Annotated in this window: 15 protein-coding genes and 2 tRNA genes; 2 read left to right on the forward strand and 15 right to left on the reverse strand. The window is 58.3% G+C overall.

The features are described 5' to 3' along the window. Nucleotides 1-72 precede the first annotated feature (72 nt). The 7 genes from ACTQ48_RS08530 to pstB form a co-directional block, all read right to left on the reverse strand. Complete coding sequence (locus tag ACTQ48_RS08530) at nucleotides 73-573, reverse strand: GNAT family N-acetyltransferase (protein WP_154517683.1); 501 nt, start codon at nucleotides 571-573, stop codon at nucleotides 73-75. 39 nt (nucleotides 574-612) lie between these two features. After that, complete coding sequence (locus ACTQ48_RS08535) at nucleotides 613-1,263, reverse strand: tyrosine-protein phosphatase (protein WP_441570593.1); 651 nt, start codon at nucleotides 1,261-1,263, stop codon at nucleotides 613-615. A 17-nt stretch (nucleotides 1,264-1,280) separates the two neighbouring features. Continuing rightward, entirely contained in the window at nucleotides 1,281-2,018 is a 738-nt protein-coding gene (locus ACTQ48_RS08540; RefSeq protein ID WP_441570595.1) for a CpsD/CapB family tyrosine-protein kinase, read from the reverse strand. A 2-nt stretch (nucleotides 2,019-2,020) separates the two neighbouring features. Continuing rightward, the gene (locus ACTQ48_RS08545; protein WP_441570597.1) at nucleotides 2,021-2,674 is read right to left on the reverse strand and encodes a YveK family protein; all 654 of its coding nucleotides are present in this window, start codon (nucleotides 2,672-2,674) and stop codon (nucleotides 2,021-2,023) included. A gap of 178 nt (nucleotides 2,675-2,852) precedes the next feature. Next, nucleotides 2,853-4,277, reverse strand: a complete 1,425-nt coding sequence (locus ACTQ48_RS08550; protein WP_441570599.1) for a sensor histidine kinase — start codon at nucleotides 4,275-4,277, stop codon at nucleotides 2,853-2,855. Between the two features lie 3 nt (nucleotides 4,278-4,280). Next, entirely contained in the window at nucleotides 4,281-5,009 is a 729-nt protein-coding gene (locus ACTQ48_RS08555; protein ID WP_154517679.1) for a response regulator transcription factor, read from the reverse strand. A 64-nt stretch (nucleotides 5,010-5,073) separates the two neighbouring features. Next, nucleotides 5,074-5,949, reverse strand: a complete 876-nt coding sequence (gene pstB, locus ACTQ48_RS08560; protein ID WP_441570601.1) for a phosphate ABC transporter ATP-binding protein PstB — start codon at nucleotides 5,947-5,949, stop codon at nucleotides 5,074-5,076. Between the two features lie 251 nt (nucleotides 5,950-6,200). Between pstB and ACTQ48_RS08565 the strand changes: the two genes are divergently transcribed. Beyond that, nucleotides 6,201-7,541 carry a D-alanyl-D-alanine carboxypeptidase family protein gene (locus tag ACTQ48_RS08565; protein WP_441570603.1) on the forward strand — a complete coding sequence of 447 codons (1,341 nt, stop codon included), beginning with the start codon at nucleotides 6,201-6,203 and terminating at the stop codon, nucleotides 7,539-7,541. Between the two features lie 133 nt (nucleotides 7,542-7,674). On the opposite strand, the gene ACTQ48_RS08570 is transcribed toward ACTQ48_RS08565, so the two are convergent. From ACTQ48_RS08570 to serS, 5 genes are all read right to left on the reverse strand, one after another. Further along, nucleotides 7,675-7,765: transfer RNA gene (locus ACTQ48_RS08570), tRNA-Ser, on the reverse strand. 96 nt (nucleotides 7,766-7,861) lie between these two features. Continuing rightward, complete coding sequence (locus tag ACTQ48_RS08575; RefSeq protein ID WP_441570605.1) at nucleotides 7,862-10,048, reverse strand: tetratricopeptide repeat protein; 2,187 nt, start codon at nucleotides 10,046-10,048, stop codon at nucleotides 7,862-7,864. Nucleotides 10,049-10,873: 825 nt separating this feature from the next. Next, a tRNA-Arg gene (locus ACTQ48_RS08580) sits at nucleotides 10,874-10,950 on the reverse strand. Between the two features lie 75 nt (nucleotides 10,951-11,025). Then, nucleotides 11,026-11,403: a hypothetical protein gene (locus ACTQ48_RS08585; RefSeq protein ID WP_154517675.1), complete on the reverse strand. Its 378-nt coding sequence runs from the start codon at nucleotides 11,401-11,403 to the stop codon at nucleotides 11,026-11,028. Between the two features lie 172 nt (nucleotides 11,404-11,575). Next, on the reverse strand, nucleotides 11,576-12,859 hold the full coding sequence (gene serS / locus ACTQ48_RS08590) for a serine--tRNA ligase (RefSeq protein WP_441570607.1): 1,284 nt from the start codon (nucleotides 12,857-12,859) through the stop codon (nucleotides 11,576-11,578). Between the two features lie 111 nt (nucleotides 12,860-12,970). Between serS and ACTQ48_RS08595 the strand changes: the two genes are divergently transcribed. After that, nucleotides 12,971-13,144: a DUF6724 family protein gene (locus ACTQ48_RS08595; protein ID WP_195838594.1), complete on the forward strand. Its 174-nt coding sequence runs from the start codon at nucleotides 12,971-12,973 to the stop codon at nucleotides 13,142-13,144. A 156-nt stretch (nucleotides 13,145-13,300) separates the two neighbouring features. Here the strand turns inward: ACTQ48_RS08595 and proC are convergent, their stop codons facing one another. The 3 genes from proC to ACTQ48_RS08610 all read right to left on the reverse strand — a co-directional run bounded on the left by proC (nucleotide 13,301) and on the right by ACTQ48_RS08610 (nucleotide 15,560). Beyond that, nucleotides 13,301-14,071 (reverse strand): pyrroline-5-carboxylate reductase, encoded by a 771-nt coding sequence (gene proC, locus ACTQ48_RS08600; RefSeq protein WP_441570609.1) that lies wholly within the window; start codon nucleotides 14,069-14,071, stop codon nucleotides 13,301-13,303. Between the two features lie 73 nt (nucleotides 14,072-14,144). Then, nucleotides 14,145-14,615: a 23S rRNA (pseudouridine(1915)-N(3))-methyltransferase RlmH gene (gene rlmH, locus ACTQ48_RS08605; protein WP_370450649.1), complete on the reverse strand. Its 471-nt coding sequence runs from the start codon at nucleotides 14,613-14,615 to the stop codon at nucleotides 14,145-14,147. 6 nt (nucleotides 14,616-14,621) lie between these two features. Beyond that, nucleotides 14,622-15,560, reverse strand: coding sequence for an SPFH domain-containing protein (locus ACTQ48_RS08610; protein ID WP_441570611.1), 939 nt, complete (start codon nucleotides 15,558-15,560; stop codon nucleotides 14,622-14,624). Nucleotides 15,561-15,754: the final 194 nt, after the last annotated feature.

Genomic DNA, 15,754 nt, shown 5'->3' on the forward strand with positions numbered 1-15,754 from the left:
CTGTATGTCCGAGCACTCCGATGCGCCAATTGCCAAGGAGTGTCCCCAACTGTCGACAGAAAAGGAACGTCCCTATCTGCCATCTACGCGCTTGGCCATCCAGGCATGGGGCTGACCCTCGTCTTCGTAGTCAACCGGGGCAATTTGTGTGTAGCCAGCCTTTTCATAGAGTGGCAACACGTATTCCTGCGCGTGCAGCTTAATAAGTCTAGCTCCGGCATCGCGTGCGCATGTATCGCTGGCCTCGACGATCGCGCTTGCCAACCCGCGACGACGCATAGCCGGCAGCACGGCGACGCGCCCCATAATGTAGGTCTCCCCCGCGGCGACGCCTTCGTCCAAGTCGCACGCCGGTGGCACCGGAGCCTCCGCATCTGCCGCGCGCTCCAGCTCCTCGGGAAACACGCGCGAGCAGCCGGTGAGTTGGCCATCCACATACAGCGTCACATGGATGCAGCCCGGGTCCTCGTCAATCTGGTCAAACTCGTTTTCATAGCCTTGTTCGTCCATAAAAACGGCGCGGCGCACCAGCGCCGCGTCCTCAAAGCAACCTGTCTTAAGTTGGATATCCAAGGCGGCCCCTTCATTCAGTAAGAACGTTAGGGACAGATTTTAGCGAAAATGAGCCCCGCGCACGCTAAACTTCGCACGCGCTTTTGCCAGGCAATCGTAGTGGCCCACGTTATGGGCGTCACTCGCGATAAAGCTGTACAAGTTCTGGTCGAACAGGCGCTGCGCCGGCTTTTTCTCGCGACCAAAGCGGCCGCCGGCGATAAAGTCTGCCGAAGCTTGCAGCTTGCAGCCCATATCGACCAGACGCTCGGCTACACTCACATCCTTTTGAACAGCGCGATATCGCTCGGGATGAGCGATGATCACCTGGTAGCCGCGGCATTGCAAATCGTAAATCATACTCTCGTACTCTCTAAACGCATAGGAATCAGCATGCGTCGAAAGCTCGAGCAGGAACTCGTTGGTTCCATCGAAATGCAGGTATTCCGCAGCGTCGATGCCCAGCTCGACGAGCTTTCGGTGGTTGACCTCAAAGCCCATCTGAAGCGGAAAACCATCTGCGTTATCCCGCAATAGCTCAAAGGCATCCCACATCTTGTCGTAGTCAAAATAGGGATCTCGGCAATGCGGGGTACAGACAATTCTGGTTACGCCAGCCTGCTTGGCAGCTGCAAGCATCGCCAAGCTCTCATCAAGATCGGCAGCGCCGTCGTCTACACCCGGCAAGATATGACAATGAATGTCGCGCATAGGTCGACCTTAATCAACTAAACGTTTGCCCGATTGGTAAAGATGCCCATTTTAGAAGCACCCTGAGCAGGGGAACCGTTCTTTACCTTCTTACCTTCCTTGGTGTAGTAAGAATAGTAATAATCGCTGGTCTCGGTCTCGCAGTAATTCATAACGGTACCGATGAGCTTGACCTTCTCGGACTTCTTAAGCTGAGCGATGGCGTTGAGCGCCTCCTCGCGCTTGGTGAAGTCTTCGCGCACCACAAACAGCGTGCCGTCAGTCAGGCTGGCGATCTCGGCAGCATCGATGAAGGTGCAGACCGGAGGAGCGTCAAAGATGACATACTGGAACTTGGCAGACAACGCCTTAACCAGCTTGGCAAAACGGTGAGACACGATGATGTCGGCAGGATTGGGAATATGAGGCTCAGCATCGAGGAAGTAGAAGTTCTTCTGACCCGTCTCGACGATTGCCTGGTCAATGGAAATCTGCTCGGACAGGACTGCGTAGAGTCCGCCACGCGAACGAACGCCAAGCATATCGGAAAGAGACCTGCGGCGCATGTCTCCCTCGACCAGAAGAACGCTCTTGCCGCTGGTGGCGATAGCCTGGGCAAGGTTGATGGAAACCGTAGACTTGCCCTCGTCGGGAATCGAGGACGTAACGGTAATGGTGCGAATGGGATCGTCTACGCTCGAAAAGCGAATGTTGGCCAAAAGGGTCTTGGCGGCATTCTGCACAACAAGTTTATCGGTGCTCTTCGCCTTAGCCATGCCTATTTACCACCTTTCATAGCCGGAATTCGGCCAACAACGGGAATACCCAGGAGCTCTTCCGCCTCTTCGGCACCGCGAATACGCGTGTTGAGCATATCTTCCAAAACAACGTAGGCAATTGCGATAAAGACGCCGGCAAGGAACGCAACGGCAACGTACAGCAAGCGCTTGGGGCCGCTCGGAGACTCAGGGGTCTTGGCCTCATCGACCACGTTAATGCTCTGGGCGGCGCCAACATTTTGGGCGACCGTGCTTACCGAGTTGGCCATGGCCCTTGCAACCTGGGCCGTCTCCTTGGCATCGGTACCCGTCACCGAAAGCGTAATGACGCGCGTCGTGGTCTCAGACGAAACGGCAATCTTGTAATCATCCAGATCGGAAAGGCCCAGATCCTTGGCGGCACTACTCTTAACGCTATCGCTGTCGAGCAGCGTGGCGATATCGTTGGAAAGCATCTGGCTCGCCGAAAGGTCGTTATAGCTCATCTGACCGCCGTCGGTCTTAGCGAGAATGTACATGCTCGTCGTGGCGGTGTAGGTATTGTCCATCATGGCAAAGGACGCGATACCCATGACGATCGCACAGACCACCGGAAGGGTAATGACCAGCTTGAGATGCTTTTTAAGCAGCTGGAACAATTCGAGAAGGGTCATGCAGCTTGCCTTTCAGTTCCCGAGTTCGTATTGACAAAACTGCTCGTATAATATCGCATATTTCTACCATGCCCAAGCTCTATACATAAGATACAGCGTCCGCGTGTAAGTTGCGCAACAATTCACGCGGTAGCCGAGGCGCGGGCGTACCGCCTAATCCTCGGTTTTTGCTATGCCGCTACGCGAACAGTCCCTCTTGTTGCACGGGAAACGTTACCGTAATGGTGGTTCCCACGCCCGGCTCACTCGACAGGTCAATCGCGGCGTGATGGTACAGAGCGGCGTGTTTGACGATCGCCAAACCCAGGCCGGTTCCGCCACGCGCCTTAGAACGACTCTTGTCCACGCGATAAAAACGCTCGAACACTTTACCCTGCTCCTCGGGCGCGATACCGATACCCGTATCGGCAACAGACAGGTACGGATGACCCTCGTCATTGGTCCCGCAGCGCAGCGTGACCGTACCGCCAGGTCGGTTGTAGCGAATGGCGTTGCTTGCAAGGTTGTAGATCAGCTCGTCAATCAGGCGCGGCACGCCTTCGATCACCATGGGCTTCGTCTCGTGCCCAATGGTCACATTCGACTGCCGGGCAACTTGCTCAAGACGCTGTTCCACCGTCAACATGGCGCGAGAGAGCTCGATGGGTTCTGTGGACCCAATGGGCACCGCCTCGCCCTCGGATGCTCGCTCCGCCTCGTCCAAGTTGGAAAGCGTAAGAATGTCGTTGACGAGCGCTGCCAGGCGGCCCGCCTCGCGATAGATGCGGCCACCAAAGTTGCGCAAGTCGTCCTCGCCCTCAACCATGCCGTTTGCAATAAGCTCGGCATACCCCGAAATCGCGGTAAGCGGGGTCTTGAGCTCATGGGTGATATTGGCCGTGAACTCACGGCGCATTCGGTCGTTGTCCGCTAGCACCGCCATTTGGCGCTTGAGTTCCTGGCGCTGCGACTCAATACGCTCAAGCATGGGGACCATCTCGGCATAGGCGTGCTCATAGCTACGGCGTGGGTGGTCCAAATCCACCTCTTGCAACGGCGCGATGATTGCACGGGACTCGCGGCGCGCCATAAAAAACGAGAGTACTGCACCCGCTGCTGCGATAAGCAGCATCGGCGCCACCATCGACAGCAAAATCGCCGCAACGCCAGGCTGGGCTTGCGCCAAGCGGACAACCTGGCCGTTATCAAGGGCGACGGCGCGATACAGCATAATCTCGTCGAGCGTAGAGCTTGCGCGCTCCGCGGAACCCAAACCACTCTCAAAGGCCTCGATGACCTCGGGGCGATCGCCATGGTTGGGCAGTGAGGAAGGCGACGCCTCGTTGTCGTAGGCAACCGATCCATCCTTGTTAATCAGCGTGATGCGCAAGTCCTCGCGATCGAGGCTACGCAAGAACGGGATGGGCTCCTGCTGTTCGTCGAGGGCGGCAGCAATGAGCTCGGTTTCCTGCGCCAGATTGGCACTCGTGGCATCCGCCAAGGTGTTTTGCACAAAGAACGCACCCAGCACCGTAAACGCCACGATAACCGCCATGGCGCAAACAAAGATCGTCACAAAAACGCGGTGCGACAGCGTATGTTTTCCCTGGGGGGCGAAGACCACGGGTTACTCCTCCGATGCGGTGGCCGCGGTGTCGTCACCTTCGGCACCGTCACCGGCAGAAGGCTCGGCCAAACGGTAGCCCACGCCGCGCACGGTCTCGATGGCGCTGGCATGCTCGCCCAGTTTTTGGCGAAGCGTCTGCACGTGCACGTCAACGGTGCGCGAACCGCCGTCGAAGTCCCAGCCCCACACGCTCTGCAGCAACGACTCGCGGGTAAAGACCACGCCGGGCTTGCGCATGAGGTACTCGAGCAGGTCGAACTCGCGCAGGGTGAGCTTAAGCGGCTCGCCGGCAACGGTCACCTCGCGATGGCTGGGCGAAAGCACGATATCGCCCACGCTGAGCACATCGCTCGCCTGCTTGACCATGCCGCCGCGACGCAGCAGTGCGCGGCAGCGGCTCGCAAGCTCCATGAGCGAAAACGGCTTAGTCAGATAATCGTCGGCACCGCCATCGAGCGCCATCACCTTGTCGAGCTCGGTATCCTTGGCGGTAAGCATCATGATGGGCACCGTCTCCGTCAGGCGATCGGCACGCAGGCGACGCATAATCGCCAAGCCATCGGTATCGGGCAGCATGATATCGAGCAGCACGGCATCGGGCACCCGTCGCGCCACGGCAGCCTTAAACTCACCGTCGCACGAAAAGCCTTCGGCCTCGATCCCCTGCTTGCGCAGCGCATAGACCGTCAAATCCCTGATGTTGTCATCGTCCTCGACGTAATAGATCATGTTGAACCCCTTTGCGGCCGGCATGACCGCATCTTAATCCTAAAGGCACCTTTACTAGATGGTATCAGCCAAAACGCCCCGTCAAATAATCCGCCGTACGCGGGTCGGTAGGATTTTTGAAAAGCTGAGCGGTGGGCGCGTGCTCCACCAACTCACCTAGCAAGAAAAACGCGACGGAATCGGATATGCGCGCCGCCTGCTGCATATTGTGTGTAACGACCACGAGCGTGCAGGTCTCTTTGAGCTCGCAGGCCAGCTGCTCCACCACGAGCGTCGACACGGGGTCGAGCGCCGAGGTCGGCTCGTCCATCAGCAGAACATCGGGCCGCACGGCAAGCGCACGGGCGATGCACAAACGTTGCTGCTGTCCGCCCGAAAGCCCCAGACCAGACTCCTTGAGTTTGTCCTTGACTTCGTCCCACAGGGCAGCGCGGCGCAGGGAATCCTCGACCAGCTCATCCAGCACAGCGCGATCGCGCACACCCATACCGCGGGGGCCATAGGCGACGTTGTCGTAGATGCTCATGGGAAACGGGTTGGGGCGCTGGAACACCATGCCCACGCGCTGGCGAAGGCGGCAGATGTCGTAATCGCCCAGGATATCTTGACCATCGAGCGCAATCTTGCCCTCGATGCGGCAGTCCTTGATGCCATCGTTCATGCGGTTAAAGCAACGCAGCAACGTCGACTTGCCGCAGCCCGAAGGACCGATAAACGAGGTAATCTGCTTGTCGCGGATCTTGATGGACACATCCTTAAGCGCGTGGTGATCGCCATAGAACAGGTCGAGGCCCTCGACATCGATGCGCGTCGGCGAGGTGGCAAGGTCCTCTGCCGTGGGGCGAGTCGCATCCCCAACTTCGCGCTCATGCGCGGCCTCGGCCTGCGCTTCCATTAGCTCCTCGAGCTCCGTGGGCCCCACAGCCGCAGCAGCCGTCATACCGCATACCTCCACATCGATATCAAATCAGCAATATCGATAGTAAAAATCGCAGCTCATATATGCGTGAGCGTATTGTCAAGTATTTGTAAGGACCTCCTCGATACGCGACGGGCAATCATATCGACCGTGCACACCCAAGCGTCCGCTCAGACACGAAGATAAACCGCACGCGCCAAACCCCAAGCGGCACAGCCGGTAAACGATATACTCTAGAGCCAAAGGAGACCATCCCGTCGAAAGCGAAATCAGTGAAGCATCTTACCCCTCTTGTAAAGCGTTCCGCGCAGCTGACCGTTGGCCTTGCCTGCGCCGTCGCCCTTGTCGCCGGTATTCCGTCTGTCGCCGGCGCCCAAGTGCTCACGACCGATAACATCTGCGGCAAAGCCGCCGATGCACGCGGCATTGCAGCCGAAGACCTGCCCGATATCGATGCCTCCAATGCGTTTGTCATGGGTAAAAACGGCACCGTCTACTATGCCCGTAGCGCCGACGAGCAAGTCAAAATCGCCTCGATCACCAAGGTCATGACTGCAATCCTCGCGGTCGAGAACTGCAAAATGGACGAGAAAATCACCGTGAGCAACGCGGCGGCAGCCGTAGGCAACTCGACCGCGGGACTCCTCGAAGGCGACGAGCTCACCGTCGAGCAAGCGCTGCGCGGCCTGATGATCCCCTCGGGCAACGACGCCGCCATCGCGCTTGCCGAACACGTGGGCAAAAAACTTGACCCCAAGACCAAAGATGCCGTCGCTACGTTTGTAAAAGCCATGAACGAGCAGGCCGAGAAGCTCGGCTGCACGGGAACGCTCTTCGAGAACCCGCACGGGCTGGATTTTGACGAATGGGCCGGCGATATGCATTCAACCGCACACGATGTGGCATTGATGATGCAAGAGGCCATGAAGGACGACACGATTCGCGAAGTCATGGCGAGCAAAGATCCCTGGATCGAAGTGACGGGCGCCGACGGCTCCGATCATTCGCATTCCATGGATACGCACAATGTTTTATTGGGCCAAGACGGCAATATCGGCGGTAAGACCGGCACCACCGACAATGCCGGATACTGCTTTGCAAGCGCCTACAATCGCGATGGCGACGAGATCTATACCGTTGTCTTGAACTCCAGCACCACCGACCAGCGTTTTGCCGATACGGCCACACTTGCTAGTTGGTATTACGACCACAAGGTAACGGTCGAAATCGCCAATACGCAAAAGAAGACCGCCAACGGAAATCCGCTGATGGCACGTGTCAGTCAAACCGACTGGACAGACAAAACGATCGACGCCACGCTTGCCGACCCCACCGCGCAGGCAACGGTGTTCTCACTCGCCGGCGAAGTGACCGAAAAGGTTAGCTACGATGACCTTTCGGGCACGGTGCATGTTGGCGATAAGGTGGGCAGCGTTACGCTTAAGCAGGACGGCACCAAGATTGCCGTCATGGACCTGGTTGCCGACGAGGAAGGAACGGGGCCCAATCCCATCGAGTGGCTGCTCGTGAAGCTCGACCGCCTGGGCCGCCGCATCGACAACCGCCCGCTCACAGCCGAGAGCGAGACCGTAGCCAAGGCTCCTGAGGTGTAGGGCCAAAGCGATATCACATCGAACCAAATGAGGCGTCCAACGGGGCGCCTCATTTTTTGAGGGTTCGAATCCCCAGCTAACATTCTTCTAATCAAAAAAGGGCCCCAAATGGGACCCTTCTTTCAAGTCATACTGGCGGAGAGCTGGGGATTCGAACCCCAGATGCCCTTTTGGGGCATACTCGCTTAGCAGGCGAGCACCTTCGGCCTCTCGGTCAGCTCTCCGTAACAGCCGTTCCATAGTAACCAAACACTCGAATCCGGGCAAGGGGAAATTTTGATAATTGGCCGGCCGGCTTTCCTCCCCCATAAATCAAACCCCTATCCCAACGACCGGCTGAGGGATCCGAGCTCATCGTTTCCCATCGTGCGCCACATTTGGAAGATGCAGACGCGTGCCAGGAAAAAGAAACCGTTATCGACCAGCTGCACAGCCGCGTCTGCCAGCTGGTTGGACACGGCGGGCACCGGCGGCAGTTCGAGCCCGGCCTTACTGATGGTCTCAACCGCTTCCTCGAACGTCGGTGGCTCATTGACACCCATCTCGTTCATAAGGCCCTGCATTTCCTCCAGTGCGTTGCTACCCGACTCCTCACCGCGCGGTACCAAGCGGTAGCACGCCAACGCCAGCTCGAGCTGATCGCAGTTCCAGTAGGCAAACGCTAGGCGATAGAACAGGTAGCCGATTGAGGAACGGTCACTGGCAATGCGCAGGCCGTGGCGCGCCACCTCAATGACCTCGTCATAGCGCTCCAGACGCGCCAGCACGTTGATGAGTGCAAAATGTGATTGCATGGATGAGCGCGCCAGATCGTAAAGATGACGCACCTCGGGCAATGCCCGCTCAAAATCCTCCTGATCGGCGTAAAAGCTGCAAATCTCATGCTGGGCAAAGTACAGCGCATCGGGAGCGCGCAAAATACGAACGGAGCGGTCTTCCTCCATTACCGGCAGCACCATACGCACCAGTTGGTTGTCGCAAAACAGCGTCTGGACCGGTCCTGTCGCCAAAAGCTCGGCAACGGCGCACTTGGCCTCCAGCTCCTCAACAAGACGGGAAAAGCCCTCAAACGCACCCGCGCGGTCGACTTTTGCCCGCTCGCGCAACTCAGCGACGCGCGCCACATACGGGTCATCGCCCTCCTCCATAACCTCAAGCTCATCAGCCGTATCGGCAAGCAGCAGGTCGCGCAACGCCGGCGGCAGCGAACGGTGGTCGTCACGCGGGCGAGCATGAACCTCAGCGGGCTCAATCGCATCCGGCGCATCCGACTCATATGCCTCAAGCATGCGCTTGCACGGCATATCATCCATATCCATACTTTCAAAATTCTTAGCGGCGGGAACGCAATTGGCCAGATAGGCCGCACGCCCAAAGGAATATGTTGCAATGATGCGCTCGCCCTGCTCGCCATCGGGAGCCGCAATCTGAACGTAGCAGCGCGTAATGCTGGCACCGGCAGCAAAACAAGCCGCTGCCAGCGTGAGCGCCACGCGCGCGTCGTGCTCCGCGGCCCAAATCGTACGCACGTCCTCGTCCAACTCACGCCAGACGTCATCCTGGGCGTCGTATTCACGTTGGGGCATGGCATCCACGACCGAGCGCCCAAACCGAACGAGCATAATCCCCTCGGCAACGTTTGCCCGATAGGTATAGTCAAGCCGCGTGACCACGTTGAGGGCTTCGACCGCGCGCGCAAAACGGGTGCGCACGTCCCACTCACCGCCTGGCTGGCAAGCTACCGTACCCGGTTTGCCCCACGGGTTGTCACTCGAGGCCGTATCGAGCAGTCGGGGAACATCGTTGGTCGTCTTGGCGATATGCCACGCGTCAAAGAGCGCGCAGCCCTCAAGGCTCGGCGAGGATGCCGCAGGGGCCAATCCGGCCCCGATGCGCTCAAGGATGCCGGAGAGGCGGTTAAGACGACACTCGATAGCAAGCAGCATGTCAATCTCGTCCTGGTCCAGCAGGCTACGATCAAAATTGAGATAGAACAGCTTTGAGCGGTCGATACGCGCTAGGCCCATCTCGGACTTGGCAGCGATGGTGCGCAGTCGGGGCAAATCGACCTCGCTCATAAGGGCGGCGGCATAACGCTCGATACCGCTCGGATTATCGGCATGGTCAACGCGGTAGAGCAGCGTCTCGATAGCATCGGGGAGCGGTGCCGTGTTAAAGCCCAAAAACACCTCGACCGGCTCGGGCAACTTTACGAGTTTGATCTTGTTGGCGGTGTTTTTTATACCCTCATCGAGCTCGTCGGCAGGTACCGTGTTCGCAAGAGTGTTGTTGGGGTCGGCAAATATCACGTAGCGCAAGAACATCGAGGCCATAAACTCGCCATAAGGGAGAGCACGGCTCGAATTCCATGTCTCGTGGTCGGACTGCTCACGCATGGGCCCTTCGGGAGAGCCGACCGTTCGCGCGCAAGCGCGCATTGCACCGTTGGCTCCCCGCACCAAAATCTCGCCAACACTGGAATCGGACTCGTCAAGGACCAATTTCATGTCGGGGCTCTTGGGCAATGGCACTTTCTGAACAGGGCCGTCAACCTTATAGACCTCACCTGACACGCTCACGTAGCCCAAAAGCGATATGTGGCTTTTGCCTACGAATTCGACGACGTAGCAAGACTCTTTAGGATCCTCGCCAAAAACTTTCCAGACAACACCATACGAGCGCCCCGCGGGTTGCTCTGGCATCGATGGAAAACGCTTTTTGGGGTCGAGAAACCTGAGCTTGTATGTCGGACGCTCTGCCACGAAATATCACCCTGATCGGTCGTCTAGCGAAGGAGTGGTCGCGGACGGACCGCGACATCTACTCGGAATCTTACACGAGTAGATAAGAAATAGTCTCCCGCGGGCGGAGGCGCACGATTCCAGTCGAGTGTCTGGCGTCGAATGGCGGCGTAAAAGAAAAGCCCCCGTTGCCGGAGGCTTCAAGTTCGATTGGTGCGGCGTATAGGATTCCGCGCATCCGCTTCGCGGATCCGCACCGGCTTCGCCCGCCTGCCGGCGCGCTCGCCCGCTCGCTAAAAACGCTCCGCGTTTTCTTTACGCTCGCGCCTCGACCGAGGTTCGAATCCATGCATGGCTTCCAAAAAAGAAAAGCCCCCGTTGCCGGGAGCTTTAAAGTCAATTGGTGCGGCGTATAGGATTCCGCGCATCCGCTTCGCGGATCCGCACCGGCTTCGCCCGCCTGCCGGCGCGCTCGCCCGCTCGCTAAAAACGCTTCGCGTTTTCTTTACGCTCGCGCCTCGACCGAGGTTCGAATCCATGCATGGCTTCCAAAAAAGAAAAGCCCCCGTTGCCGGAGGCTTCAAGTTCGATTGGTGCGGCGTATAGGATTCGAACCTATGACGTTCTGATTCGTAGTCAGACCCTCTATCCAGCTGAGGTAACGCCGCAGCGCAAGACATATGAAACCATTTTAGTTAATTGGAGTCAAGCACAATCTTGATTTTTTTTCTAGACCATTTTCCTCATGCAGCTCCGCATGTATCACCGTTTCCCATACGATCGATCGGCTTTTCAACCACATCGAACCCAACACCGAGATCCCTCAATAGCGAGCGCACCCGCTGGGCGCAATCATACTCGGCAAACGAGATACTCAGCATGCGTGCCACCTGGTTAGAAGTCCCGACTCCATAGAACCGTTCGAGTGTTGCAAGCCCTTCGTGCGTCACAAAGGTCTCAACTACATGTGGCGACTCCTCAAAGCACCATTGGGTCAACGGACCCTCGCTCGTTTGCCTCACCACCAAGCCACCCATACCCGATGGCTCACACGTAACTAGCAGGTGCTCCCCACCTTCATCGCTCTCAAACAAAACTACCCGCTCATCAAACAGGTCCATCACATCCCCTTCTCTCGCTCGTATCTAGTAAAAGCATAGCAGGTAGACGACCGTATACAGAACATTTGTTCGTGTATTTTCTATTGAGCTGTCCGCGCGACATGGTAAGGCTCCGCGCACAAAAAAGGCGCCCCGGATAGGGGCGCCCCCGCAAATCGCTTATGCAGCAAACCTACGCGACCGGCTCGATCTTCTCGAGGCCGCCCATGTAAGGACGCAGAACCTCGGGGATCGTAATGGTACCGTCGGCGTTCTGGTAGTTCTCCAGAATGGCGGCCATGGTGCGGCCAGCCGGTAGACCGGAACCGTTAAGGGTGTGCAGGTAGCGCGAGCCCTTGAAGTTCTCGGGATCGCGATACTTGATGTTGGCGCGGCGAGCCTGGAAGTCGCCGCAGTTGGAGCAGGAGCTAATCTCCTTGTAGGCGTTGTAGCTCGGCAGCCAGACCTCGATGTCGTAGGTCTGACGGGCAGAGAAGCCCAGGTCGCCGGTGCACAGGCTAATCACGCGATACGGAAGACCCAGCTGCTGAAGCAGGAACTCGGCCTCGGCGGTCATGCTCTCGAGCTCCTCGTCGGACTCCTCCGGCTTGGCAAACTTGACCATCTCGACCTTGTCGAACTCGTGCTGGCGGATGATGCCGCGGGTGTCGCGACCAGCAGAGCCGGCCTCCTCGCGGAAGCAGGGGGTGAAGGCGGTGTAGCGGCGCGGCAGGGTGTTGGCATCGAGAACCTCGCCGGCATGCAGGTTGGTAAGCACGACCTCGGCGGTGGGGATCAGGAAGTTATCGCCCGAGACATGATAGGCGTCGTCCTCGAACTTGGGCAGCTGGCCCGTGCCAAACATGGTCTGACGCTTGACGACGATGGGCGGCCACCACTCCTTAAAACCACGGCTGGTGTGCGTATCGAGGAAGAAGTTGATGAGGGCGCGCTCCAGACGGGCGCCGGCGCCACCGAGAACGGTGAAGCGGCTACCGGAGAGCTTGTTGCCGCGCTCGAAGTCGAGGATGTCGAGGTCGGTGCCCAGATCCCAGTGCGGTTTAAAGTCGAAGTCGAACTCACGCGGGGTGCCCCAACGACGGCGCTCGATGTTCTCGTCCTCGTCCTTGCCGTACGGGGTGGCCTCGCAGGGAATGTTGGGCAGGTGAGCCATAAAGTCGTACTGCTCCTGCTCGAGAACGGTGCGGCGCTCGGCCAGACCGTCGATCTTCTCGTTGACGGCGCGCACGGCCTCCTTGGCGGCCTCGGCCTCGTCCTTCTTGCCCTCCTTCATCAGGGCGCCGATCTTCTTGGACTCGGCATTACGCGTGGCCTGGAGCTCCTCGACCTCGGTGATGACGGCACGACGCTCATCGTCGAGCTCAAAGAACTTCTCGCGATCCCAAGACGTCTGGCGGTTAGCCATGGCGGTATCGATGGCATCGGGGTTCTCGCGAACAAACTTGATATCAAGCATTAGATCCTCCGGCGATATACATTCCATTTAGGTTGCAACCTTGTACATGTATGGGCAAGTATATACTTATGAGCGTTTACGACCCAACTCAACTACGCAAGAAGGCACCCAATGGACGCAGTTTTTTCCTTTTTGTTTGGCACCCGCACCGGTTTTGCCATCCTTTTCGCCGGCGGCATCCTGCTGTTTGCGATTCTTGCCTTTGTAATGGAGAAGCGCACCCATAAGCTCTACGTCGACCGCGGGCCCAAATCCGAAGAAGATCAAGACAGCTTCTGGGACTAACCTGCCATTTAGGGACAGGTTTATTTTGGTCGGTTTTATCTGGGCAAACGCAAGCGCCCCGCAACCGGTATCAACCCGGTTGCGGGGCGCTTTTCGCTATAGAGATAAAACCGCAGGAAAAACCTGCCAAAATAAACCTGTCCCTAAATGGCAGGTTTACTGAAGGGTGGCGTCGATGGCCTTGACCAGGGCGCTGCGCATGCCGGCGTCCTCGAGCGCGACGACGCCCTTGATGGTTGCGCCGCCGGGCGAGCACACGGCATCCTTCATCGCCGCAGGATGCTTCCCAGTTGCAAGCTGCAGTTTCGCCGTACCCAGAACCATCTGGCTCACAATGCGATAGGCGTCGGCGCGCGGAATGCCGTGCTTGACGGCCGCGTCGCCCAGGGCCTCAATCGCCATGGCAACAAATGCCGGGGCGCAACCGCCCACGGTACCGCCCACAAACAGCAAGCTCGTATCGAGCTCAACGACAGTGCCAATCTTTCCGAGCAGATCGAGCACCACGGCACGCTGCTCGCCGTTGAGCGTAGAGGACTTCTCGCAGGCGATGACGCCCTCGCCCACCGAAACCGGTGTATTGGGGACCGTCGAGATGTGCGCGACACCCGGCAGAACCTGCTCCCACTTGACACTGTCCCAAGTCCAGGCGACCGAAAGGACGACCTTATCGGCAAGAGTATCCTTGAGCGGAGCGAAGACCTTCTCGATCATGTACGGCTTGACCGCAGCAACCACGATATCGGATACAGCGACAACCTCCGCCGCATCACGACAGGCAAGTATTCCACGCGCCTCACAGCGCTCAACCAGGGCATCGTAGCGGCCCGCGCAGGCACACATGTCGCTCGCAGCCACACCGGCGGCAATCCAGCCATCGGCCATAGCGCTCGCCATATTGCCAAAACCGACAAATCCAATCTTCATATCTCATAGTCCTCTCAGACAGGTTCTTCGAATCGAGAGCTATTGTCCCACGGCATTGTTTCGTGTTGCCGACCTATTTGTGATACGGCTCACCACGGCTAATCTTGCAGGCGCGGTAGACCTGCTCCAGCAGCACCACGCGCGCCAAGTTATGCGGCAAGGTAATGCGTCCAAAGCTGAGCATTTCGTCAGCTCGTGAGCGAACATCGTCGCTCACGCCGTCCGATCCGCCAATCACAAAGGCGATGTCGCTGTTGCCTCGCAACATAAGATCATCGAGCCGCGCCGAGAGTTCCTCACTCGAGCGCTCTTTGCCCTCAATGGCCAGCAGGATCACATGCGCTCGGGGCGGCAGGGCTGCAAGAATCGCCGCTCCCTCCTTGTCGCGCGCGGCATCCACGCCGCCCGCCTTGGCCGGGTCGATATCGGCCACCTCGCGCATATCCACCTTGGCATAGGCGCCCAGGCGCTTGGTGTACTCGGCGCAGGCATCCTTCCAAAAACGCTCTTTGAGCTTACCGACGCATACAACGGTGCACTTCACGCGCGCCTACTCCTTCGAATCGTTTTGAACTTTGCCGGCGGTCAGCATCTGCTCGAACATAGAGGCCGACTGCGAAAAGTCGCTCGGCAGCACGACCGTCGATGTTTTACCCGTGCGAGCGAACTCCGTCATCATCTCGGACCATTGCGTAAACATGAACAGCTGGTTGGCCTCATCGTTGCCGACGCCCGTCTCCTGGATAATCTCGAGCGAATCCTTGATACCCAGCGCGATGGCCTTGCGCTGGTTGGCGATGCCTTCGCCCGCCTTTTCCATTGCCTCGGCCTCGGCGGTCGCCTCGGTAACGCGCTTGATGCGGTCGGCCTCAGCGAGCTCCTGCGCAGCAGCGCGCTTACGCTGGGCGGCGTTGATGTCATTCATAGAGTTCTCGACCTCGGTCGGCAGCGCGATCTTGGTGATGAGCGTCGACACGAGGGTAAAGCCGTAGGCGGCCATCTGCTCGGATACGGTGGCGTTGACGTCCTTGGCAATGTCATCCTTCTTGGCAAAGACCTCATCAAGGGTATAGCCAGGGATGGAAGAGCGCAGGGCATCGGTAATGAAGTCGCGCATCTGGTCGACGGGCTCCTGCAGCATGTAGTAGCTCTTGTAGATGCCCGAATCTGCCGGGCCGGCTCCCATGTCATAGCTCACGTGGTACTGAGCAGAGACCTCAAGGCCGATAGTCACGTTGTCCTGGGTCTTAACGTCGATCCCAAAACCGTTTTTCATGGTGCGCAGACTCACCGTGGCGGCCTTGCGGTCGATCACGGGCACCTTCATGTGGAAACCCGCGTTGACGATGCGGTTAAACTTGCCCAGGCGCTCGATGATCACAGCATGCTGCTGTTCAACGACATAGCAGGCGTTGGGAAGCAGTAGCAACAAAATGATGATGGGAAGTAGAAGGCTCGTAAGGGCAGCGATAATACCGGATAACAGCATGGTCTCTCCTCCGATGGGCACACGTTGGCACTAGGATACCCGCACAAAGCAGCCATGTGACACCATCAGGAGGCCCATAACAAAAAAGCTCCCATTGCTGGGAGCTCTTTCAATCAATGGTGCGGGCGAAAGGACGTCCGCGTATCCGCTGCGCGGATCCGCACCGGCTTCGCCCGCCTGCCGGCGGACTCGCC

Source organism: Collinsella sp. Sow4_E3, from assembly GCF_052116285.1.
In the GTDB taxonomy this organism is placed as follows: domain Bacteria; phylum Actinomycetota; class Coriobacteriia; order Coriobacteriales; family Coriobacteriaceae; genus Collinsella.